19 protein-coding genes and 4 tRNA genes are annotated in these 22,901 nt (G+C 66.7%); 9 read left to right on the top strand and 14 right to left on the bottom strand.

All coding sequences use genetic code 11. From position 1 onward, the window contains the following. Positions 1–153 precede the first annotated feature (153 nt). From AC1PLS_RS05335 to AC1PLS_RS05320, 4 genes are all read right to left on the bottom strand, one after another. Positions 154–229, bottom strand: a tRNA-Lys gene (locus tag AC1PLS_RS05335). Between the two features lie 84 nt (positions 230–313). Beyond that, positions 314–390: transfer RNA gene (locus AC1PLS_RS05330), tRNA-His, on the bottom strand. A gap of 31 nt (positions 391–421) precedes the next feature. Beyond that, positions 422–498, bottom strand: a tRNA-Arg gene (locus AC1PLS_RS05325). 42 nt (positions 499–540) lie between these two features. Continuing rightward, positions 541–617: transfer RNA gene (locus tag AC1PLS_RS05320), tRNA-Pro, on the bottom strand. A gap of 152 nt (positions 618–769) precedes the next feature. Between AC1PLS_RS05320 and AC1PLS_RS05315 the strand changes: the two genes are divergently transcribed. Next, on the top strand, positions 770–1,531 hold the full coding sequence (locus AC1PLS_RS05315) for a Bax inhibitor-1/YccA family protein (RefSeq protein ID WP_039523860.1): 762 nt from the start codon (positions 770–772) through the stop codon (positions 1,529–1,531). Between the two features lie 113 nt (positions 1,532–1,644). Here the strand turns inward: AC1PLS_RS05315 and AC1PLS_RS05310 are convergent, their stop codons facing one another. The 3 genes from AC1PLS_RS05310 to grxC form a co-directional block, all read right to left on the bottom strand. Beyond that, the gene (locus AC1PLS_RS05310) at positions 1,645–2,652 is read right to left on the bottom strand and encodes an isocitrate dehydrogenase (protein ID WP_005998180.1); all 1,008 of its coding nucleotides are present in this window, start codon (positions 2,650–2,652) and stop codon (positions 1,645–1,647) included. A 347-nt stretch (positions 2,653–2,999) separates the two neighbouring features. Then, complete coding sequence (locus AC1PLS_RS05305; protein WP_046345833.1) at positions 3,000–3,395, bottom strand: carboxymuconolactone decarboxylase family protein; 396 nt, start codon at positions 3,393–3,395, stop codon at positions 3,000–3,002. Beyond that, a complete protein-coding gene (grxC, locus tag AC1PLS_RS05300; protein ID WP_016902239.1) occupies positions 3,392–3,700 on the bottom strand; it encodes a glutaredoxin 3 in 309 nt (102 codons plus the stop codon). Before grxC ends, AC1PLS_RS05305 begins: the two co-directional genes overlap by 4 nt. A gap of 148 nt (positions 3,701–3,848) precedes the next feature. Between grxC and AC1PLS_RS05295 the strand changes: the two genes are divergently transcribed. From AC1PLS_RS05295 to lpxH, 8 genes are all read left to right on the top strand, one after another. Then, positions 3,849–5,495: a M48 family metalloprotease gene (locus AC1PLS_RS05295; RefSeq protein ID WP_481104478.1), complete on the top strand. Its 1,647-nt coding sequence runs from the start codon at positions 3,849–3,851 to the stop codon at positions 5,493–5,495. 173 nt (positions 5,496–5,668) lie between these two features. Continuing rightward, entirely contained in the window at positions 5,669–6,358 is a 690-nt protein-coding gene (gene phoB, locus AC1PLS_RS05290; protein WP_002806631.1) for a phosphate regulon transcriptional regulator PhoB, read from the top strand. 76 nt (positions 6,359–6,434) lie between these two features. Then, the gene (gene phoR / locus AC1PLS_RS05285; RefSeq protein ID WP_016902237.1) at positions 6,435–7,763 is read left to right on the top strand and encodes a phosphate regulon sensor histidine kinase PhoR; all 1,329 of its coding nucleotides are present in this window, start codon (positions 6,435–6,437) and stop codon (positions 7,761–7,763) included. A gap of 125 nt (positions 7,764–7,888) precedes the next feature. Continuing rightward, positions 7,889–9,991, top strand: a complete 2,103-nt coding sequence (ppk1, locus tag AC1PLS_RS05280; RefSeq protein WP_481104260.1) for a polyphosphate kinase 1 — start codon at positions 7,889–7,891, stop codon at positions 9,989–9,991. Between the two features lie 63 nt (positions 9,992–10,054). Continuing rightward, positions 10,055–11,575 (top strand): exopolyphosphatase, encoded by a 1,521-nt coding sequence (gene ppx / locus AC1PLS_RS05275; protein WP_184380451.1) that lies wholly within the window; start codon positions 10,055–10,057, stop codon positions 11,573–11,575. 216 nt (positions 11,576–11,791) lie between these two features. Next, positions 11,792–12,928, top strand: coding sequence for a glycosyltransferase family 4 protein (locus AC1PLS_RS05270; RefSeq protein ID WP_104553641.1), 1,137 nt, complete (start codon positions 11,792–11,794; stop codon positions 12,926–12,928). Beyond that, a complete protein-coding gene (locus AC1PLS_RS05265; protein WP_016902233.1) occupies positions 12,909–13,451 on the top strand; it encodes a phosphatase PAP2 family protein in 543 nt (180 codons plus the stop codon). Before AC1PLS_RS05270 ends, AC1PLS_RS05265 begins: the two co-directional genes overlap by 20 nt. Positions 13,452–13,614: 163 nt before the next feature. After that, positions 13,615–14,358, top strand: coding sequence for a UDP-2,3-diacylglucosamine diphosphatase (gene lpxH / locus AC1PLS_RS05260; protein ID WP_016902232.1), 744 nt, complete (start codon positions 13,615–13,617; stop codon positions 14,356–14,358). Positions 14,359–14,609: 251 nt separating this feature from the next. On the opposite strand, the gene AC1PLS_RS05255 is transcribed toward lpxH, so the two are convergent. The 7 genes from AC1PLS_RS05255 to folC all read right to left on the bottom strand — a co-directional run bounded on the left by AC1PLS_RS05255 (position 14,610) and on the right by folC (position 22,831). Next, the gene (locus AC1PLS_RS05255) at positions 14,610–15,029 is read right to left on the bottom strand and encodes a hypothetical protein (RefSeq protein ID WP_184379673.1); all 420 of its coding nucleotides are present in this window, start codon (positions 15,027–15,029) and stop codon (positions 14,610–14,612) included. Between the two features lie 135 nt (positions 15,030–15,164). Further along, a complete protein-coding gene (locus AC1PLS_RS05250; RefSeq protein ID WP_481104259.1) occupies positions 15,165–16,418 on the bottom strand; it encodes a zinc-dependent metalloprotease in 1,254 nt (417 codons plus the stop codon). A 456-nt stretch (positions 16,419–16,874) separates the two neighbouring features. After that, positions 16,875–17,678, bottom strand: a complete 804-nt coding sequence (locus AC1PLS_RS05245; protein ID WP_126965175.1) for a ferritin-like domain-containing protein — start codon at positions 17,676–17,678, stop codon at positions 16,875–16,877. A gap of 265 nt (positions 17,679–17,943) precedes the next feature. Further along, positions 17,944–19,410: an amidophosphoribosyltransferase gene (gene purF / locus AC1PLS_RS05240; protein ID WP_016902228.1), complete on the bottom strand. Its 1,467-nt coding sequence runs from the start codon at positions 19,408–19,410 to the stop codon at positions 17,944–17,946. A gap of 30 nt (positions 19,411–19,440) precedes the next feature. Further along, positions 19,441–20,187, bottom strand: coding sequence for a CvpA family protein (locus tag AC1PLS_RS05235; protein ID WP_016902227.1), 747 nt, complete (start codon positions 20,185–20,187; stop codon positions 19,441–19,443). A gap of 224 nt (positions 20,188–20,411) precedes the next feature. Then, a complete protein-coding gene (locus AC1PLS_RS05230; RefSeq protein WP_481104258.1) occupies positions 20,412–21,479 on the bottom strand; it encodes an SPOR domain-containing protein in 1,068 nt (355 codons plus the stop codon). A gap of 59 nt (positions 21,480–21,538) precedes the next feature. Continuing rightward, a complete protein-coding gene (folC, locus tag AC1PLS_RS05225; protein ID WP_481104257.1) occupies positions 21,539–22,831 on the bottom strand; it encodes a bifunctional tetrahydrofolate synthase/dihydrofolate synthase in 1,293 nt (430 codons plus the stop codon). Positions 22,832–22,901 lie beyond the last annotated feature (70 nt).

Here is a 22,901-nt window from a genome sequence, read left to right as displayed (position 1 = left end):
GACACAAGCCAGACATCGTGCCCGGCCGAGATCGGCACTGCGTTGCCGCGGCCGCCGACCGAGACGACAGCGAAGCTGCAGCCGATTCCTTGCGTCATCTTTTCCTCAGCACAAAAAGAAAAGCACCTAGGCGGATGCCTAAGTGCTTTTGTTTGGTGGGCCGTCAAGGATTCGAACCTTGGACCTATTGATTAAGAGTCAACTGCTCTACCAACTGAGCTAACGGCCCTGAAACTGGTCGCACATTGTATGCGCGTTTTTGCGTCGTTGCAACACCCCGCGATGCATCGGGTCCAACTTTTCCTGCAATCAGTGGGGTGGCTGAGGGGACTCGAACCCCCGACATCTGGAATCACAATCCAGTACTCTAACCAGCTGAGCTACAGCCACCACTGAAACCTACTTCCTACCGCACCGCCGATGGCGCGCCCGACAGGACTCGAACCTGTAACCGCCGGCTTAGAAGGCCGGTGCTCTATCCGGTTGAGCTACGGGCGCCCGGACCGAACTTCGCATTCCCACGCCGTCAAGAGCTCGGAATGGTCGGGGTAGAGGGATTCGAACCCCCGACATCCTGCTCCCAAAGCAGGCGCGCTACCAGACTGCGCTATACCCCGGCGGGACCTTTCAATCCCGAAGGCTGGAAAGGTCGGCTATTTTGGGAATGATTGGCCTTGCTGTCAATCACTCTGTGTAAATCGGACGATCCGGTATCCTCGCGGCATCGCTCGCCAAGTCGGCAGGCATCTACATTTCATGGAGAACACGCATGCGTAGCGGCAATCCCGCCCTTCGGGAATCCACCTTCCTCGACCTCGGTTCCGGCTCGGTAGTCACCCGCGATGGTCAGGCGATGACGCTCAACGGCACCGTCAACAAGACCGGCCTGCTGTTGCTGATGGCAGTGGTCACCGCCGCCTTCGCTTGGTCGCAGTCGATCGGGGCCGATGGCGCTCCGTTGCCTGCCGCGCGGCTGTACATGATCGCCGGCGCGATCGGCGGGCTGGTGTTTGCACTGGCGACCAGCTTCAAGCCGACCTGGGCCCCAGTCACTGCGCCGCTGTACGCGCTGGTGGAAGGCTTCTTCCTGGGCTCGATCTCGGCAGTCTACGAGGCGCGTTTCAACGGCATCGTGTTCCAGGCGGTCCTGCTGACCTTCGGCACCATGTTCGCGCTGCTGTTTGCCTATCGCAGCGGCATGATCAAGGCCACCGAGAACTTCAAGCTGGGCGTGGTGGCAGCCACCGGCGGCATTGCGCTGGTGTATCTGGCGACCATCGTGCTGGGCCTGTTCGGCGTGCGCATCCCTTTCATCCACGACTCTGGCCTGATCGGCATCGGCTTCAGCCTGTTCGTGGTGGTGGTGGCTGCACTGAACCTGGTGCTGGACTTCGACTTCATCGAAAGCGGTGTCGAACAGGGCGCTCCCAAGCACATGGAGTGGTATGGCGCGTTCGGCCTGATGGTGACGCTGGTGTGGCTGTACATCGAGTTCCTGCGCTTGCTGTCGAAGTTGCAGTCGCGGAATTGAGCGGGGAATCGAGCGTCGGGATTGGGGATTCGTAAGAGCGACTCCCCAAATCCCTGGACTCAACGCAAAAAAAAGGGCGCCTGGGCGCCCTTTTTTTGCTGTCGCCGTGTCGCTCAGAGGCGGCTGGCGATGGCCTTGGCAAAGCCCATGGTGTTGCCGGTGCCGCCCAGGTCGGGGGTCAGCGAATCCTTGGCTTCCAGGGTGGCCACGATCGCTTCGCGCAGGCGCTCGGCGTTCTGCGGCTGACCGATGTGGTCCAGCATCTGCGCGGCACCCAGCAGCAGCGCGCACGGGTTGGCCTTGCCCTGCCCTGCGATGTCCGGCGCCGAGCCATGCACGGCCTCGAAGATCGCCGCGTCCACACCGATGTTGGCGCCCGGGGCCAGGCCCAGGCCGCCGACCAGACCGGCGCACAGGTCGGAGATGATGTCGCCGAACAGGTTGGTGGTCACGATGATGTCGAACTGCTCAGGACGCATCACCAGCTGCATGCAGGTGTTGTCGACGATCATTTCCTGGAACTCGATTTCCGGGTACTGCGTGGCCACATCGCGCGCCACCTTCAGGAACAGGCCCGAGGTCGACTTGATGATGTTGGCCTTGTGCACCGCGGTGACCTTCTTGCGGCCGGTGGCGCGCGCCAGGTCGAAGGCGTAGCGCACGATGCGCTCGGAGCCCTTGCGGGTGACGCGGGCGCCGGAGAACGCGGTCTCGCCGTCCTCGGACACGGTCTGGCCTTCGCTCAGGTAGGCGCCTTCGGTGTTCTCACGCACCGTGATCAGGTCCACGCCATCGGCGAAACGCGACTTGGTGTTGGGGAACGACTTGGCCGGACGCACGTTGGCGTACAGGTCGAACTTGCGACGCATGGCGACGTTGATCGAGCTGAAGCCCTCGCCGACCGGGGTGGTCAGCGGGCTTTTCAGGGCCACCTTGTTCTTGGTGATCGAGGCCAGGGTGGACTCGGGCAGCAGATCGCCGTGCTTTTCCAGCGCGACCAGGCCAGCGTCGGCGTACTCGTAGGTCAGGCCAGCCTGCAGCGCGTCGAGCACGAACAGCGTGGCATCCATGATCTCCGGGCCGATACCGTCGCCGCGGATGACCGTGATTGTCTGCGTCATAACGTTGGGTTTCCGAACTTGAAGGGGGGAGCGCCAGCCGCAATACCCGGCAGAGCGGCGCAAGGAGGTTTCACAGGCAATTATGCCCGATGCCGGTGAAGGCGCCCAAACCGACCTTGGTCTAAGAGCCCCCAGCTGCGCACGGCGGCCATTCGGTGCAGCGAATGGCCGCGCGTACCACCGCCTGCAGGCACAACTTCGGTGCAGCTGCCTGAAAGCACCTGCCGTCCCAGCCAGCGGCCGGTGCCCAAATCGGACCACCTCAACGCAAAGCCGCCAACAACAGGCGGCACGTGCCCTCGCCCGCCGTTACGAATCCGAATCCCGAATCACCACTCCCGCCCCAATCACCCGTGCGCGTGCTGCTCCGGTGCCGGGGCGCCGCCGTCGAGCTGGTCGAGGAAGTCCACCGCGCGGCGCAGATGCGGGATGACGATGGAGCCGCCGACCACCAGGCCGACCGAGAAGGTTTCGAAGAATTCCTCACGGGTCACGCCGGCCTCCTTGCACTGGGCGACGTGGTAGCTGATGCAGTCGTCGCAGCGCAGCACCATCGAGGCGACCAGGCCGAGCAGTTCCTTGGTCTTCACGTCCAGCGCGCCCGCCTGGTAGGTCTGGGTGTCCAGCGCGAAGAACCGGCGCACCACCTGGTTGGGCTCGGCCAGGATGCGCTGGTTCATGCGCTGGCGGAATTCGGTGAACTCGCGCAGCCGGTCGTCGCTGCCGCTGCCGGTCTCGCTCATGCCTGGCCGCCTGTGTTGCCGGCCAGCAAGGGCTCGAGCTTGCCGGCCCGGTGCATCGCCATCATGTCGTCGTAGCCGCCCACATGGACGTCGCCGACGAAGATCTGCGGCACGCTGGTGCGCTTGGCCAGCGCAACCATCTTGTTGCGCTCGGCCGGGTCCAGATCGATGCGCACCTCGGTCCAGGTCCGGCCCTTGCTCTTGAGGAAGTTCTTGGCCGCCACGCAGTACGGGCAGATCGCGGAGGAATACAGGGTGATCTGCGGGCCGCTGGCCGCATCCTGCACGTTGGTATCTTGGCTCACGGGAAACTCCGTGGTTGGTCTGAGGTCTGACAATGGTACCGGGCGACTGGAATTTCCATGTCGTCACCGCAACACTGTGGATTAACCGATGATTCACGCCATCGCGCCGTGCTGCCCGCATGCTCCGCGCACCACCTGGGAGTTCCACTTGCGCCTGCTACCGCTCGCCACCGCCCTCACGCTGGCCGTTGCCATCGGGGTGGCACCCGCGCAGCAAAACCGCCTGCCCGACATCGGCTCCTCTGCCGGCGAGCTGCTGACCCCGGCGCGCCAGGCCGAGTACGGCAAGATGATGCTGGCCGAGTTGCGCAACTACGACTACGTGCTGGACGACCCGCTGATCACCGACTGGCTGCAGACCATGGGCACCCGGCTCGGCGCCAACAGCGACCAGCCGCAGCAGCCATTCACGTTTTTCATGCTGCGCGACCGCCAGATCAACGCCTTCGCCACGTTGGGCGGCTATATCGCGGTCAATGCCGGGCTGGTATTGACCGCCGAGCGCGAGGACGAGGTGGCCGCGGTGCTGTCGCACGAAATCGCCCACGTCACCCAGCAGCATGTGCTGCGCGGGGTGGAACGGGCGCAGCGCGACCAGATCCCGATCCTGCTCGGCATGCTGGCAGCGGTGGTCGCCGCGCAACAGGCCGGCGGCAATTCCAAGGGCGATGCCACCATGGCCGGCATCACCAGTGCGATGGGGCTGATGCAGCAGCGCCAGATCGACTACACCCGCTCCAACGAATCCGAGGCCGACCGGCTGGGCATCCGCACGCTGGTGCGCAGCGGCTACGACGTGGATGCGATGGCCGGCTTCTTCGAGCGCATGTCGGTGGCGATGCGCGCCAACGAGGGTGGCTACAGCGCGCCGGACTTTCTGCAGACCCACCCGGTCACGGTCACCCGCATCAGCGAGGCCAAGGCGCGCGCCGAGCAGATGAAGAAGAACACCGTGGTGCTGACCACCTCGGTGCCGGGCGGCACGCGCCAGGAACGGGTGGACCCGGCCGACCCGTCGCTGTCCGAACCGCTGAGCCGCAACGGCAACGCACTGCTGCCGTATGCGCTGCGGCTGCCGGTGGATGCGCTGAGCCGCAGCGGCGACCAGCAGAACTTCGACTGGGCCAAGGAACGCCTGCGCGTGCTCAGCGCCACCACGCCGGATGCGGCCATCCGCGAATACGAGACCCTGCGCCGCAGTGCCAAGCACGGCCTGACCGATGCGCAGCGCTACGGGCTGGCGCTGGCACGCCTGCGCAACAGCGGCGGGCGGCCCGGCGAGCCGGTGGCCGAACTGACCAGCCTGCTGGAGGCGCACCCCGACAACCTGTGGCTGACGCTGGGGCTGAGCGAGGCGCAGGCGCGGGTGGGCCAGCGCGAGGTGGCCAATGCGCGTTTCGACGCGCTGCTCAAGCAACTGCCGAACAACCGCGCGGTGGCGCTGACCTATGCCGGCGCGCTCAACGAGCAGGCCAGCAAGGAGTCCGGCCAGCGCGCGCGCCAGGTGCTGGAGCCGCTCCTGCATCGCAGCAGCGAAGATCCCCTGTTGCAACAGACCTACGCGCGCGCCTGCGAGCTGTCCGGCGACCATCTGCGCGCCAGCGAGGCCTATGCCGAAGCTGCGTACTTGAACGGACGTCCGGAACAGGCGCTGATCCAGCTGGAAGCGCTGAAGAAGAAAGATCTCGACTATGTGACACGGGCGCGGGTGGATGCACGCATCGCAGCGATCACGCCGACCGTGCTGGAGCTGCGCCGGCAAGGCATCCGCGACCCGGATCTGTCGACGCGCTAGCGCATGTGACGGTTGGCGCAATGGTCATTCGGGCGTGGGTCGACGGGTTCAACACCGCCCCTGCCAGCGGCACAGGCCGCTTCGGCCGCGGCGGCTGTCGTCAGGCATGTCACATTAGAGTCACAAAACCGTAGTCTACTGGCGATCAACCAAAGCCAGACGGTAAGCCCCGCGTGCAAAAACGCATTCTGATCGTCGACGACGAACCCGCGATCCGCGACATGGTGGCGTTCGCGCTGCGCAAAGGCGAGTTCGAACCCATCCATGCCGGCGATGCCCGCGAAGCGCAGACCGCCATCGCCGACCGCGTGCCGGACCTGATCCTGCTGGACTGGATGTTGCCAGGCACCAGCGGGCTGGATCTGGCACGGCGCTGGCGCAAGGAACAGCTGACCCGCGAGATTCCGATCATCATGCTGACCGCGCGCGGCGAAGAGAACGACCGCGTCGGTGGCCTGGAAGCCGGGGTCGACGATTACGTGGTCAAGCCGTTCTCGGCGCGCGAGTTGCTGGCGCGCATCCGCGCGGTGATGCGCCGCACCCGCGAGGACGACGAGGACGGCAGCGTGGCCGTGGGCCGCCTGCGCATCGACGGCGCCGCGCACCGGGTGTTTGCCGGCGATGCGCCGGTGCCGATCGGCCCGACCGAGTACCGCCTGCTGCACTTTTTCATGACACACCCCGAGCGCGTGTATACCCGCACCCAGCTGCTGGATCATGTCTGGGGCGGCAGTGTGTATGTGGAAGAGCGCACCATCGACGTGCACATCCGCCGCCTGCGCAAGACGCTGGAACCGTTCGGCCTGGAAAACATGGTGCAGACCGTGCGTGGCTCGGGCTACCGTTTCTCTTCGGCAACCTAGTGGTTGCCGCACAGCCGGTCGGCCCTGCAGGCCGGCCGGCTCGCACGCCTACTGACGCTCCGTGGTAACGCCTTCCATGCCTCAACATATCCGTTCCGCCTGGCTCAAGACGCTCGGCACTCTCGCGCTGTTGCTGGGCGCTGCCGTGCTGGTCGGCGTGCTGATCGAGCATGTGTGGATGGCGTTGACGCTGACCGCGCTGGGGGTGCTGGCCTGGCATTACTGGCGGCTGCGCCAGGTGCTGCAGCGCCTGACCGCGCGCCAGCGCGCCGAGCCCGCCGCCGGGATCGGCGCCTGGAACGAGCTGGATCGCCTGCTCTATCGCAGCCAGGCCGAAATGCGCGGGCGCAAGCGCCGCCTGATCGAGATGCTGCGTACCTACCGCGCCGCCGCGCAGGCGCTGCCGGATGCGGTGGTGGTGGTGGATCGCAACAGCCAGCGCGTGCAGTGGTTCAACCGCGCCGCGGGCGGACTGCTGGGGCTGCATCATCCGGGCGATATGGGCGTGTCGGTGGTGGAGCGGTTGCAGCCATTGCCGTTGGCGCACTGGCTGGCCGCCGGCCGCAATGCCGAGCCCATGCTCGACGCCGCCTCGCCGGTGGATCCGGACCTGCGCCTGAACCTGCGCCTGATCCCCTACTCGGACGATTACTGGCTGCTGGTGGCGCGCGATGTCAGCAAGCTGCTGCGGCTGGAGCAGGTGCGCCGCGACTTCGTGGCCAACGTCTCGCACGAGCTGCGTACGCCATTGACGGTGGTGCACGGCTATCTGGACATGCTCGACCCGGAAGACTTTCCCGATTCGGGCCCGATGCTGGCCGAGATGCGCAAGCAGTCGCAGCGCATGGCGCAGCTGGTCGAAGATCTGCTGACGCTGTCGCGGCTGGAATCGCAGGAAGAACTCGGCGAGGAACACGTGGCGATGGCGCCGATGCTGTCGACGTTGCGCCGCGAGGCCGAAGCGCACAGCCAGGGCCGCCACACCGTGGAAGTGTTCGACGAGGCCGGCGTGGACCTGCTCGGCTCCAACAAGGAACTGCATAGTGCCTTCTCCAACCTGGTCACCAACGCGGTGCGCTACACGCCCGGCGGCGGCACGGTGACGATCCGCTTCGTGCGCGAAGGCGATGGCGCGGCCCTGGCGGTGCGCGACACCGGCTACGGCATTCCCGCCTCGCATCTGCCGCGCATCACCGAGCGCTTCTATCGCGTCTCCAGCAGCCGCTCGCGCGAGAGTGGCGGCACCGGGCTGGGGCTGTCGATCGTCAAGCACATCCTGGGACTGCACCAGGCGCGTCTGGAAATCGAAAGCGAAGTCGGACGCGGGAGCGAATTCTCATGCCATTTTGTCGCTGCGCGCGTCGTGCAGCGCGATCAGTCCCTGCCACTGTCACGTTCGGCGTGATATGTAAGAGGTGCGCGCCGCACCACCGCGGTGCGATGCACGCGCGCATGACGCGCTACATCGCCTGCGCTGCCTCTGGCGCGCTGCCACGCCGCACACCATCTCCGTCTTGATGACCGATTCCAATGGGCCACGCCAAAGAACTGCACGACGTCACACCTTCCGAGGACATCGCCACCGATCCGTTGCGCGATCCGGCGCTGTACATCAACCGGGAACTGTCGCAGCTGGACTTCAATTTCCGGGTGCTGGCACAGGCGTTGGACGAGCAGGTGCCATTGCTGGAACGGCTGCGGTTCCTGTGCATTTCCTGCACCAACCTGGATGAATTCTTCGAGATCCGCGCCGCCACCGTGCGGCATGCGCAGGAGTTCGGCCTGCCGCCGGCACCGGATGGCCTGAGCCCGACCGCCATCCTCAACGCGGTGCACGACCGCGCCGCCAAGCTGGTCGAACAGCAGTACCACGCATGGAATGAAGTGCTGCGCCCGGCGATGGAAGATGCCGGCGTGGCCGTGCTCAGCCGCACGGCCTGGACCTCGCGTCAGAAGCGCTGGCTGCGGGCGTACTTCCGCAACGAGATCATGCCGGTGCTGTCGCCGCTGGGGCTGGACCCGGCGCATCCGTTTCCGAAGATCCTCAACAAGACATTGAACATCGTGGTGGTGCTGGAGGGCCAGGACGCATTCGGGCGCGCCGGTCATCTGGCCATCGTGCGTGCGCCGCGCTCGTTGCCGCGCATCATCCAGCTGCCGGCGAGCCTGTCGCCGGAGGGCGCGCAGAGCTTCGTGTTCCTGTCCTCGGTGCTGTCCGAGTTCGTCGACGAGCTGTTCCCCGGCATGCAGGTCAAGGGCTCGTATCAGTTCCGCGTCACCCGCAACTCCGAACTGGTGGTGGACGAGGAAGAGGTCGAGAACCTGGCGCTGGCCTTGCGCGACGAGCTGGTCACCCGCGGCTATCGCCCGGCGGTGCGCCTGGAGATCGCGCACGACTGCCCGGCGCCGATCATGCGCACCCTGCTGCAGAACTTCGGTCTGAACGAAAACGCGGTGTACCGCATCGTCGGGCCGGTCAACCTGAGCCGCGTCACCCAGGTCTACGATCTGGTGCAGCGCCCCGAACTGAAGTATCCGTTGTTCAATCCGCGCACCCTGCGCGACAACGACGGCATCTTCGAGATCGTCAGCAAGGGCGATGTGCTGCTGCATCACCCCTTCGATGCGTTCACCGCGGTGCTGGACGTGATCCGCCAGGCCGCGGTCGACCCGAACGTGCTGGCGATCAAGCAGACGCTGTACCGCACCGGCAAGGACTCGCTGATCGTCGATGCGCTGATCCTGGCCGCGCGCAACGGCAAGGACGTCACCGTGGTGGTGGAGCTGCGCGCGCGTTTCGACGAAGAGGCCAACCTGGGCCTGGCCGACAAGCTGCAGGAAGCCGGCGTGCAGGTGGTGTACGGCGTGGTCGGCTTCAAGACGCACGCCAAGATGCTGCTGATCGTGCGCCGCGAGGGACGCAAGCTCAAACGCTATGTGCATCTGGGCACCGGCAATTACCACAGCGGCACCGCGCGCCTGTACACCGACATCAGCCTGATCACCGCGGATGTGGAAATCGGCAGCGATGTGCACATGCTGTTCCAGCAGTTGTCCGGGCTGGCCCCGCGCATGAAGCTGGAGCAGTTGCTGCAGTCGCCCTTCACCCTGCACGCCGGCGTGTTGAAGCGGATCGAGCGCGAAACGCGGCTGGCCCGCAACGGCCGCCCGGGCCGCATCATCGCCAAGATGAATGCCCTCAACGAGCCGCAGGTCGTGCGTGCGCTGTATACCGCCTCGCAAGCCGGTGTGCAGATCGACCTGATCGTGCGCGGCGCCTGCACGCTGCGCCCGGGCGTTCCCGGCGTGTCCGACAATATCCGCGTGCGCTCGATCGTGGGGCGTTTTCTGGAACATAGCCGCGTGTACTGGTTCGGCAACGATGGCGCGGCAGAGTTGTATTGCGCCAGCGCCGATTGGCTGGAGCGCAACCTGCTGCGGCGCGTGGAGACCTGCTTCCCGATCCTGGACCCGGATCTGGCCAAGCGCGTCTACCGCGAAGTGCTGCAGAACTACCTGGACGACAACGTCAACGCCTGGGAGCTGGATGCCGACGGCGTCTATCACAAACGCCTACCAGGCCCTGGCGAGCCGGCCCATTCGGCGCAGATGACCTTGCTCGAGCGGATCTGAAAGCGGCGCGGGCGTGGCCCCTCACGGGGCCAACGGCCCATCGGCTACCATGCGCCCATGCCAATGCCCTCCCCCACGATCCCGCCCCTGCGCGATGGCGATTTCCTCGCCGCCATCGACTTAGGATCCAACAGCTTCCACATGGTCATTGCGCGCTACCTGATGGGTCAGCTGCGCGTGGTCGATCGTCTGCGCGAAACCGTGCGCATGGCCGACGGCCTGGATGGCAAGGGTGGCCTCTCCAACGAAGCGCGCCAGCGCGCGCTCGAATGCCTGGCGCGCTTCGGCCAGCGCATCCGGGAAGTGCCGTCGTTGCGCGTACGCGCGCTGGCCACCAACACGGTGCGTCAGCTGCGCTCGCCGCAGGCGTTCCTGATGCCGGCCGAAACCGCGCTCGGGCATGCGATCGAAGTCGTCAGCGGACGCGAGGAAGCGCGCCTGATCTATCTCGGCGTTGCGCATGCGCAACCGCCCAAGCCCGATCAACGCCGGCTGGTGATCGACATCGGCGGCGGCTCGACCGAGTTCATCATCGGCCGCGGATTCCAGACCCTGGAACGCGAGTCCCTGCAGGCCGGCTGCATCGCCAGCACGCGCCGCTTCTTTCCCGGCGGCAAGCTGTCGAAGAAGAAATGGAAGGATGCGCTGACCGAGATCGGCGCCGAGTTCCAGCAGTTCGCCAATCAGTACAAGGCGCTGGGCTGGCACGAGGCGATCGGCTCGTCCGGCACGCACAAGGCCATCGGCGAGATCTGTGCGGCGATGAAGCTCACCAAGGGCGCAATCACCACCGAGGCGCTGCCGGCGCTGCGCGATGAACTGCTCAAGGCCAAGCGCATCGAAGACATCCAGTTGCCCGGCCTGGCCGCCGAACGCCGGCCGATCATCGCTGGCGGCATCCTGGTGCTGGAAGCGGCATTCCAGGCCCTGGGGCTGGAGAAGCTGATGGTCAGCAAGGCGGCGATGCGCGAAGGCATCCTTTACGACATGCTCGGCCGCGGTGGCGAGAACGACCCGCGCGACAGCTCGGTGGCCTCGCTGGTGCAGCGCTACGGCATCGACGAAGTGCAGGCGCAGCGCGTGGAAGCCACTGCCTGCCGGCTGTTCGACCAGGTCTGCGAATCCTGGCAGCTGGATGGCGACGACGCGCAGGTGTTGCGCCGCGCTGCGCGCCTGCACGAGCTGGGCCTGATCATCGCGCACAGCCAGTATCACGTGCACGGCAGCTACATCCTGGAGCACTCGGACATCGCCGGTTTCTCGCGGCAGGAGCAGCAGGTGCTGGCATCGCTGGTGCGCACGCACCGGCGCAACGTGCCCAAGACCGCGTTCGATGCGCTGCCGGACCGCCTGCTGCTGCCGACCCGGCGCAAGGCCGCGCTGCTGCGGCTGGCGGTGCTGCTGCATCGCGCCCACGAATCGGACCCGATTCCGACCCTGGAACTCACCGCCGATGACACCCGCCTGTCGTTGATCCTGTCGCAAAGCTGGATCGACTCGCGCCCGCTGCTGCGCGCCGACCTGATCGGCGAAGTCGAGAGCATGGCCGGGCTGGGGATCGCGTTCAAACCGTTTGTGACCTGAGGCCTGCGGCCTCAGGCGGGATTTGGGATTTGGGATTCGGGATTCGTTGACCGCGGCACGTAATGTATTGCGTGTTCGCCCAGATGCGCAAAAGCCGCTTTTGCGAATCTCTAATCCCGAATTCCTAATCCCGTCGCACTTGTCACCGCCGCGACTTATCCGCGCAACATCCATGCCATCGCCCTCCCGGAAGCTAGCGAAAACCGGAGAACGGGCATGCGCTACGCGATCGTTACCGAAACCTATCCCCCCGAAGTCAACGGTGTTGCGCTGACCGTGCACGGGCTGGAAACCGGCCTGCGCGCACGCGGACACCAGGTGGACGTGGTGCGTCCACGGCAGAGCGGCGATACCGATGCGGCCACCGCCCTGCTGGTGCGCGGCGCGGCGCTGCCGCGCTACCCGGGACTGAAATTCGGATTGCCGGCAACCCAACGCCTCGTTCGTCATTGGCAAATCACGCAACCGGATGCGGTCTATGTGGCCACGGAAGGCCCCCTGGGCTGGTCGGCGATGCGTGCGGCACGCCGGCTCGGCATTCCGGTCGCCACCGGCTTCCATACCCGCTTTGACGAATACCTGCCCGACTACGGTGCCGCTTGGCTGCAGGGTACTGCGCTGCGCTGGATGCGCCGCTTCCACAATCAGGCCGAGGCCACCCTGGTGCCCACGCGCGAGCTGCAGCAGTTCCTGCGCGACGGCGGCTTCGAGCGCGTGCAGTTGCTGGCACGCGCGGTGGACAGCCAGCAGTTCGATCCGGCCCGGCGCGATCCGGCCTTGCGTGCCGAATGGGGCATCGAGGGCGAAGGCTTCGCCGCGATCTATGTCGGACGCATCGCCAACGAAAAGAACCTGCCGCTGGCGATTCGCGCGTTCCGCAAGCTGCAGCAGATCCGCCCGAAGGCGCGCTTCGTCTGGGTGGGCGATGGCCCGGCACGCGAAAAAATCGCGCACGAGAATCCGGACTTCATCTTCTGCGGCATCCAGCGCGGCGAGGCGCTGGCGCGCCACTTCGCCAGCGGCGATCTGTTCCTGTTCCCCAGCCGCAGCGAGACCTTCGGCAACGTGACCCTGGAGGCGATGGCCAGTGGTGTGGCCACCGTGGCCTTCGACTACGGCGCCGCACGCGAGTATCTGCGCAGCGGCCACAGCGGTGCGGCAGTGGAGAACGACGAGGCGTTCATCCAGGCGGCCGTCGCACTCACCAACGACGATGCGATGCGCCAGCGCCAGGGTGCGGCGGCCGCACAGGCGATGAAGAAACTGCATCCGGACAACGTGGTCTCCGACTTCGAGGCCTTGCTGATGGGCATCACTGCGGCACGGGGGCGTTATGTCGGCAACGCGGCTTGAACTTCTGCGCGGTCACGAAGCGCGCTGGTGCCGGCGCGCCAACCACTGGTGCCGGCGCCACCCGGTGCGGCGCGCATTCGCCACCATCAGCCGGCTCGGCGATGGGGTGTTCTGGTACAGCCTGATGGGTTTGCTGGTGCTGCTCGACGGCATGGACGGCGTGCGCGCATCTGCGCACATGGCCGCCACCGGCGTGCTCGCGCTGACCTTGTACAAATCACTCAAGCGCTGGACGCGTCGGCCACGCCCGTACGCGGCCGACGTGCGCATCCGCGCCTGGGTGGCGCCGCTGGACGAGTTCAGTTTTCCGTCCGGCCACACCTTGCATGCGGTGTCCTTCAGCATCGTGGCACTGGCCTACTACCCGTGGCTGGCGCCCCTGCTGGTGCCGTTCTCGGCCGGCGTGGCGCTGTCGCGCGTGGTGCTGGGCCTGCACTATCCCAGCGATGTCCTCGCTGCCACCGCGATCGGCGTAGTGCTGGCCAGCCTGTCGCTGTGGGGATTGCCGGTGTTGCTCGGCTGAGGATTGAGCGCTGTCATCGCGGCATCTGCCCGACCAGGCCGGTGATCCTCTCGTTGCCGCAGCCAGCCGTTCACCCGGCACTCGCTCCGCGATGCAACGCTCCACCGATTCCCGATTCCCGATTCCCGATTCCCGTCCCGCGCTCCCGCCGTACAATGGCGCGATGACGACCCTGTTCATTTCCGACCTGCATCTGGATCCGGCCCGGCCGGCGATCACCGAGCTGTTTCTGGACTTCCTGCGCACGCAGGTGCCCGGTAGCGACGCGCTCTACATCCTCGGCGATCTGTTCGAAGCCTGGATCGGCGATGACACGCCATCGACCGCTGCCGATGCGGTGGCCGTGGCGCTGCATGCGGTGGCCGATAGCGGCGTGCCGGTGTTCTTCATGCCGGGCAACCGCGACTTCCTGGTCGGCGAGGCGTACGCACAACGTGCGGGCTTCCGCATCCTGCCCGACCCCACCGTGGTCGATCTGTACGGACACCCGACCTTGCTGATGCATGGCGATCTGCTGTGCACCGACGACACCGCCTACCAGGCGTTCCGTGCGCAGACGCGCGATCCGGTCTTTCAGGCGCAGTTCCTGGCGCAGCCGCTGGCCGCGCGGGTGGCCTTCGCGCAGCAGGCACGCGCTGCCAGCCAGGCGCGTCATGCAGAACTCAAGCAGGGCGACCAGTCGCGCTTCGAGACCGTCACCGATGTCACCCCGGCCGAGGTGGAGGCCACCTTCGTGCGGTATGGCCTGGACCGCCTGATCCATGGTCACACCCATCGCCCTGCAATCCACACCCTGCAGGCCGGCGGCCAGACCTGCACGCGCATCGTGCTGGGCGACTGGTACGAACAAGGCTCGGTATTGCATGTGGATGCCGACGGCGTGTCGCTGGAGCAGTTGCCGCTTTAACGTGGCGCCAGCAGGTAGCGGGCGGCCAGCTCGGCGCAGACCGCTCGCCCGTACCCCGTTTGCAAGCGACGGACCGCGATGGGCACGTGCCGCTCCGTCTGCAGGTGAGCGCCGTGGTTTCGAGATCATGCCTGCGCGCCCTCGGTGTGCTGTTCACCCGTGCTGGAATGCAGCTTGACGGGTTGTCGGCACGCCTGATCGCGCCAGCCTGCTGATACGCAACCGCACGGTCCATGCAGCCTCCAGACGCATCACTGCATGCTGCGCGCATGTTCGGCGTAGTCGACAAAGTCGCCATTGACTATGTCGTACCAGAGCACCGTGCCATCGGCCTGCACGCGGAACCGATCGCGCACCGGGTTGGTCTGCGGATCGCCGGGGCACTCGTTGCCATGCCGCTCGCGCACTGCGAAGTCGAACGCATCCGCTGAGGGCTCAGCGTCGTCTTCGTCGACGATGCTGATGCAGTTGTCCGGATAGAAATGGTCGTTCTGCAGGCGGGTTTCCAGCACATCCAGCGCGCGGGCGCGGGCATCGTTGGCGGTCGTGGCTGCCGGCGCGGACACCGCCGGTTTGGGTGGCGCAGGGGCCGGGTCGGCAGGTTGCTGTTTGCAGCCGGCAACTGCCAGCGCGACCAGGCACAGCGCCGCATAACGCAGGGACTTGGACATGGGTGCTCCGCTCCGCAGGACACGCCGGCAGCTGCCGGCAGTGCCTCTAGTCTGCGCGATCACTGCGCCTGCGTGTAGCGGCAAAGGCCCGGCACCTGCGTGCCGGGCCCGACGACGGAACGATCGGCTTGGTCCTCAGCGGAAGCCGGCGATGGTGGCCTTGGTGTTGACCAGCACGCGCTGATTGTCGGCGGTGCTGGCGTTGCCCATGGGCACGCCGTTGTAGCTGATGTTGGGGTTGGACCAGTAATTCAGGCGCGGGCAGCTGCTGCTGCAGTCGTAGGCCATGATGGTGCGCCAGCTGTTGCCGTAGCGATAACCGTGCCCGTAGGCATATGGCGAGGTGCTGGGGTCGTTGGTGGCGTCGTGCCGGGCGCTCTGCAGGTGGCCGATTTCATGCGCGAAACTGTAATAGCCGGTGGCGCAATCCCAGTACACCGAGGCAAACGCGGTCGCTGCGGTTGAGCCGATGCCCGATGCCAGGCCGCAGTAGCTGCTGTTGTTCAATACGATCACGCCCACATCGGCGGTATAGGTGTTGCGGCTGGTGTGGATGCTGTCCATGTAACCGTCGTTGGTCACGCGGAAGCGCTGCAGGTCGGTGGTGAAATTGCCGGTTTCGCTGTAGCTGGTGGTCTCGTAACGCGCCAGCTGCAAGGTGATGCCGACATTGCTGTTGATGTAGCCCTGGTTGGCCTCGGCCACTGCCAGTTGCACCAGCGACTGCATGTTGCCGCCGTAGGCGGTCACCGCCTGATTGGTGGCCACTACCAGCACGCGGATGGTCGCCGGGCTGCCCGACGATGCGGCGGCCGCGGTGACGCGCCCGTCGCTGGGCATGTCGATCTTCGGCAGCAGGCTGTATTCGGCAGGGTGTTCCTGCGGCAGGCGGCTTTCTTCCACCTGCACCAGCACGTGGCGGCCATCGGCGAGCGGCCGCAGCCGATACAGCTTGCCGGCGTAGCGGATGGTGCCGGTGACGGTATCGCCGCTGCGTACCAGGATGGCCGAGTTCAGCGGATCCACACCCGACAGCGTGCGGGCACGGGTGCCGGCGCGCGGGCCGAGATTGCCGTACCACACGCTATCGCCGCCTTCCAGCGCATCGACCTTGGCCTGGGTGGCGGTGACGGTCTGGCCATCCAGCTGCAGTTCCAGCAGCTTTTCCGAGGCGGTGACGGCACCGGCGTCGAGCTGGACCACCTGCACGTTGGCGGTGGACGGTGCGCTGAGCAGGCGCTGCAACGAGGGTTCGGCAGTGGCGGTGGCGCTTGCGCTGCGGCTCAGCGCAGGGCCGGATTGATACAGCGGCTTGCCGGCAGCGGCGGCCGAACCGGCCAGACACATGGCGATCAGACCCACCGTGGTGCACATCGACTTCGACTTCATCGTCTCTCTCTCCTTAGACATGGAAGTAACGGATGTGAAACACCGGGCCCCTGCCCCCGGGACGCCATTAAGGCGCGTCGGTCCGTGCCGATTGCAAGTTGTTACAAGAGAAAATTACGGTTTTGTGATGTCTGCCGTTGAATGGATGCGATTCCGGCAGCTGTGCGGCAGGACCCAGCGCACAGTCCGGTGATCGAAGGCGCGTTGCCGCGCAGATGGCCTGTCGCGTTTGGCGGTAGCTAGGCGCGGGGCACGATGTCATGACGAAGGGATGCGATGCGCATCGCCCCAGTGCGCTGCGATCGTTCTGCCGCGCAATGCGCTCGGTCCTTCGAGAGCGAGGCTGCAAACGCGCATCACCCAGCGTGGCATCGGTACTGGCCGATTCAATCTGCTCCGCAAACAGTGATCACAGATCGCGCACTGCAGCCCGCCCACATATTCACCACCAGCGGCTCAGCCGGCCTGCTCCACCAGATCGGCCAGTTCGTCCTCATCGAAGCCGGCAAGCAGCCGCGCCTGCAGATTGAACGGGCCATGCAGGTAACCGCCGGCGTACTCGTGCAGCAGCGCCTTGAAGCGCGCGCGCGGCTCGATGCCGGCCTGCGCGCAATACCAGCGGTACCAGCGCGAGCCGGCCGCCACATGCGCCACTTCTTCGCGCAGGATGGTGTCCAGCACCTCGGCAGTGGCGGTATCGCCGAGCGAGCGCAGCTTGACGATCATCGCCGGTGTCACATCCAGCCCGCGCGCTTCCAGCACGCGCGGCACCAGCGCCATGCGTGCCAGACCGTCGTGCGCGGTTTTCTCGCACATTTCCCACAGGCCGTTGTGCGCGGCGAAGTCGCCGTAGTCATGGTCGTGTGCATGCAATCGCGCGCGCAGCAGCATGAAGTGGCGCGATTCGTCGTCGGCCACGCCAACCCAGTCGGCATAGAACGCCGCCGGCAACCCACGGAAGCGATACACCGCATCCCAGGCCAGGTCGATGGCGTTGAGCTCGATATGCGCGATGGCGTGGATAAAGGCGGCGCGGCCTTCCGGGTTGCCCAGCCCGCGCCGCGGCACCTCGCGCGGATGCACCAGCACCGGCCTTGCAGGTCGGCCAGGCATGCGGATCGGCTCCGGAGGCGCCGCCTGCGGCGGTGGCAACGGCAACGCACCGGCGCGGAACGCGGCCGCATGTCGCTGCGTCAACGCGACCTTCTCCAGCGGATCGGCCGCTTGCAGGCAGGCATGTGCGGCTTGCAGAAGATCCATCGTGTCCATCACTCCGTCGTTGCGGTAGCCGCCAGATCGACAACTGGCGCTTCGATCTGCAGCGGCGATCGAGATCCCTACGCAGCCGTCGCAGGTGCGATCTGCGTACAACCAGCGGCTGGCGCCACTATCGAACCAGCGCAGCGCACCCGCCTGTCGATCGGCAGCAATCAAATCGCGCGATCGCCACGCAGGTACTCCTGCGTGGCACTGCGGCTCTAGGCCACGTCTGGGTAGCGCCGAGCTGCAGCGCTACCGCACTGCCTCACGCGCGGCGACGCTTCTTGGCATCGTCCGAGCGCAATTGCTGGATGCGTTCGAAATAGCCCGGTTCGATGCCGGTGATGTACTCGCCGTTGAAGCACGAGGAATCGAACTGCTGGATGTCCGGGTTGCCTTCGCGCACGGCCACTTCCAGGTCTTCCAGATCCTGGTAGATCAGCCAGTCGCAGCCCAAAAATTCCTGGATTTCCAGCTCGCTGCGGCCATGCGCGATGAGTTCTTCGGCGGCCGGCATGTCGATGCCGTAGATATTGGGATAACGCACCGGCGGCGCGGCCGAGGCCAGATACACCTTGCGCGCACCGGCATCGCGCGCCATCTGCACGATCTGCCGGCTGGTGGTGCCGCGCACGATCGAATCGTCGACCAGCAGCACCACGCGGTTGCGGAACTCCAGGTGGATCGGATTGAGCTTGCGCCGCACCGATTTCTGCCGCTCGCCCTGCCCCGGCATGATGAAGGTCCGGCCCACGTAGCGATTCTTGACGAAGCCCTCGCGGTACTTCACCCCGAGCACGTTGGACATCTCCAGCGCCACATCGCGCGAGGTGTCCGGGATCGGAATGATGGTGTCGATATCGTGGTCCGGGCGCAGCCGCAGGATCTTCTCGCCCAGCTTCAGGCCCATGCGCATGCGCGCCTTGTGCACCGAGATGTTGTCGATCATCGAGTCGGGACGCGCGAAGTACACGTACTCGAAGATGCACGGCGCGTTGACGGTCGGCGCAGCGCAGACTTCCGAAAACAGCTCGCCGCGCGCGGTGATCACCATCGCCTCGCCGGGGCGCACGTCGCGCACGCGCTGGTAGCCGAGGATGTCCAGCGCGGCCGATTCGGAGGAGACGATGTATTCGGTGCCTTCGGCATGCTCGCGCTTGCCCAGCACCAGCGGACGGATGCCATGCGGGTCGCGGAAGGCCACCAGGCCCAGGCCCAGCACCACGCTGACCACCGCATAGCCGCCCTTGCAACGGCGGTGCACGCCGGCCACCGCGCGGATCGCCGCCTCGGGGGTGAGCATGCGCTGCGCGTCCAGCTCGTAGGCGAACACGTTCAGCAGCACTTCGCTGTCCGAATCGGTGTTGATGTTGCGGCGGTCGGCTTCGAAGACCTGCTGGCGCAAGGCCTCGGTGTTGATCAGGTTGCCGTTGTGCGCCAGCGCGATACCGTAGGGCGAGTTGACGTAGAACGGCTGCGCCTCGTCCATGCCTTCCGAGCCTGCGGTCGGGTAGCGGCAATGCGCGATGCCGACCCGGCCTTCCAGCACCGCCATCTTCTTTTCGTCGAAGACGTCGCGTACCAGCCCGTTGGCCTTTTGCACACGCAGGCGCGTGCCGTCTGCGGTGGCGATGCCTGCGGCGTCCTGCCCACGATGCTGCAGGACGGTCAGGCCGTCATAGAGCTGCCCGGCGACGTTCTGGTTGCCGACAATACCGACGATGCCACACATGGTGCGCGTTCTCCGCTACGGCTTGCGCCGTTACTGTGAAGGGGGCCGTGCCTGGCCTTGGGACTCGACCCGAGCCGGGTCGCTTTCTCCGCCGCGAACCTGCGCCGGATCGATATTGGCCGGCATCGCCTGCGCCGGATCGCGTCCGTCGCTGGCGGCTTTACCGGGTTGCCCGAGCGCACGCGTGATGGTGTCGCTCAGACCGGACCCGGACAGCGCCTTGCCCAGGTCCGTATTATCGCCTGCCGAGGGCAACTTCCCCAACTCCGTTGGCAAGTTGCCGAGTTCCATCGATGGCATGTCCATCGACGGCATCCGCCAGGCCGGCAGTTGCGCCCGCATCCAGCTCGCGCCCGGCGACAGCATCGGCATCAGCATCGACTGGCGCCAGGACGGCTCGCGCGGCAGCGGCGTGAAGCTCATCAGCAGCACCAGCACGCTGGCCAGAAAACCGCCGCGCACCAGACCCAGGCCGAACCCGAGCATGCGGTCCATCCCGCCCAGGCGCACCGCATCCACCCCGGCACGGATCACCATGCCGATCACTGCCACGGTGATCAGCACGCCCACGAACACCATCGCGTAGCCGCCAAACGATTCGGTGGCCGACGGATGCTTGCCGTCGGCGATCCAGCGTGCGGCCGGGCCGCCGAACTGGAATGTCGCCCAGCCGGCCAGCAACCACGACAGCGTGCCGACCACGATGGCGACAAATCCGCGCAGCAGGCCCAACAGGGCCGACACCAGGATGATGACGCCCAGCACCATGTCGATCATTACCCACTTCTCCGCGCGACGCGCGCGCCGCTGGTCCAACCTGGCTCGGTGTTCATTGCGCTCCCCTCCATGGGTGTGAGGCGATCAGGAAATCCGCTCGCCGCTGGCGATACCACGCAAGCGGCGATCGGGCGGGCTGCGGACGAGCCGCACTGCGCGTAGCGAACCAACCGTCATGCCGATCTCCGGCATGTACCGCGCCCGCCGGTTGGCGGCGCAGTCGTTTACGGATGCGGACGCACCATGCCGGAAATGCCGACCTTGGCCGCCACCTGCGCACGCAACTGTTCGGCATCGCCACGGTTGGCCACCGGGCCGACCCGCACGCGGTTAAGCGCGCCCTTGTCGGTCCGCACCTGTTCGACGAAGGCACTGAAACCGGCGGCGCGCACGCGGTCGCGCAAGGCGTCGGCGTCTTCGGCGCGCCCGAAGGCGCCCAGCTGCACCGCAAAGCCGACCGAACTGGCCGCAGGCGCTGCCGGCGCGGCGGGCGCCGCGACGGCCGGCTTGGTCGGCTCGGGCTTGGCCGGCTCCGTTTTCGCCACCTCCGGCTTGACCGGAGCGGGCTTGGGCGCTTCGGCCGGCTTGGGCGCGGCGGCCACCGGCTTGGCCGGTTCTGGCGGCAGGCTTTCGGTCTTGGTCGGTGCGGCGGTGCTGGCGGCGGCCACGCTGCTGCTGGGTTTTGCGGCCGGGGCCGGCGTCGGTGTACTGGCTGCAGGCGCTGGCGCGGCGGCATTGGCATCCAGCGTCACCACCTGGGCGTTGACGTCGCTGCGCACCTTCACTGCCTGCAGGCGCGCCGATTCGGCCTGCGCCTGGTCGACATACGGCCCCACGCGCACGCGCCAGGCCGGGCGGCCGTTGATCTGGGTCTTTTCGCTGAAGCCGGGCAGCTGCGCCTGCTTGAGCCGCGCCAGCACCGCGTCGGCGTCGGCGCTGGTGGCGTAGGCGCCGAAGTTGACCGCGTAGTTGCCGGCCGCCACCTCAGGCGCCGACGGCGCGCTGGACGGGTTGGCCAGATCGGCCGCGTCCGGGTTGTCCTGCACCGCAGCCGGCGCCGAGGCGGCGCCGCGCATGCCCAGCGCGCCACCGACAGGCGCATCGCCCGGGGTGACCAGCGGCAATTCGCGGGTTTCGAACTCGCCATTGGCCGGTGCGGCAGGCGCCTCCAGCGGCACATCGGCCACGCCGCTCGACGGCGCAGGGCCCTTGACCAGCATCGGCAGGAAGATCACGGCAAGCGCCACCAGAACGATGGCGCCAATCAGTCGCTGTTTCAGAGCAGTATCCACGTAGAGAGACGAGAGGCGGCGTGGCGGGGTGCCGCGGCGATTATAAGGCCGCAGCCGGGCTACCGACCCGGGTGGACTGAACGAAGTGCGCTTAGGGCGTCGGCAACGGTATGAAACGAGCCGAACACCAGCACCCGATCGCCCGGTGAGGCCTGCGCCAGCACCGCGCGCAGTGCGCCCGCCACATCGCCATGGCAGGCCGCCTGCGCTGCGGCACTGCCCTGCAGACGGGCCTGCAAGGCCTGCGCCGACTGCCCCCGCGCACCGTCCAGCCCGGCCAGGGCCCAATGGTCGACCTGCGCGGCCACCGCCTCCACCACGCCCAGCACATCCTTGTCCGCCAATGCGGCGTAGATCGCATGGGTGGTGCCGGTGTGCGCCTGCGCGCCCAGCGCATCGGCCAGCGCGCGCGCGGCCTGCGGGTTGTGGCCGACATCCAGCAGCACCTGCACGCCATCGATGTCGCTGCGCTGCAGGCGCCCGGCCACCCGTGCATTGGCAATGCCCTGCGCCCAGGCGGCATCGGGCAGTTCCACCGGCAAGGCCTGCAACGCGGCGATCGCCGCGGCGGCGTTGGCCAGTTGCACCGGCGCCTGCAAGGCCGGCATCGGCAGCTCCACGGTCACCGCGACATCGCGCCAGCGCCACTGCGGCGCGTCCGGGTGCTGCGCCTCGATCGGCTCGAAGAAATAGTCGCTGCCGGCGCGGATCGCATTGGCGCCCAACTGGTAGGCCCGCCGCAACACGCTCGACGGCGGGTCGATTTCGCCCAGCACCACCGGCTTCCAGGCGCGGATGATGCCGGCCTTCTCGGTGCCGATCGCCTCGCGGTCTTCGCCCAGCCAATCGGTGTGGTCGATATCCACGGTGGTGATCACCGCCACATCCGAATCAATGATGTTGACCGCGTCCAGGCGCCCGCCCAGGCCGATTTCCAGCACCGCCAGGTCCAGCCCGGAGCGCTGCAGCAGCCACAGCGCCGCCAGCGTGCCGTATTCGAAATACGTCAGCGCGGTCTGGCCACGTGCCGCTTCGACGGCGGCAAAGGCGTCCACCAGTTGCGCGTCGCCGGCCTCGTTGCCGTCGATGCGCACGCGCTCGTTGTAGCGCAGCAGATGCGGCGAGGTGTAGCTGCCCACCTTCCAGCCGGCGGCCTGCGCGATCGCCTCGATAAAGGCCACGGTGGAGCCTTTGCCATTGGTGCCGCCTACGACAATGACATGCCTGGCTGGCGCTTCAATCTGCAACCGCGCAGCGACCTCGCGCACGCGCTCCAGGCCCATGGCGATGTTCTGCGGATGCTGCTGCTCGATGTAGGCGAGCCAGTCGGAGAGGGAGTCGGTTGCGTTCACGGTCAGGGCTGCGCGAGAAGAAGCGCATTATCGCCGTTTGCCGGCGCGCAGCGCATATCACCAGGCACGC

Source organism: Xanthomonas sp. NCPPB 3218 (assembly GCF_056725185.1).
Note: the sequence above shows the minus strand (reverse complement) of the source record. Positions and strands in the feature narration are given on the sequence as shown.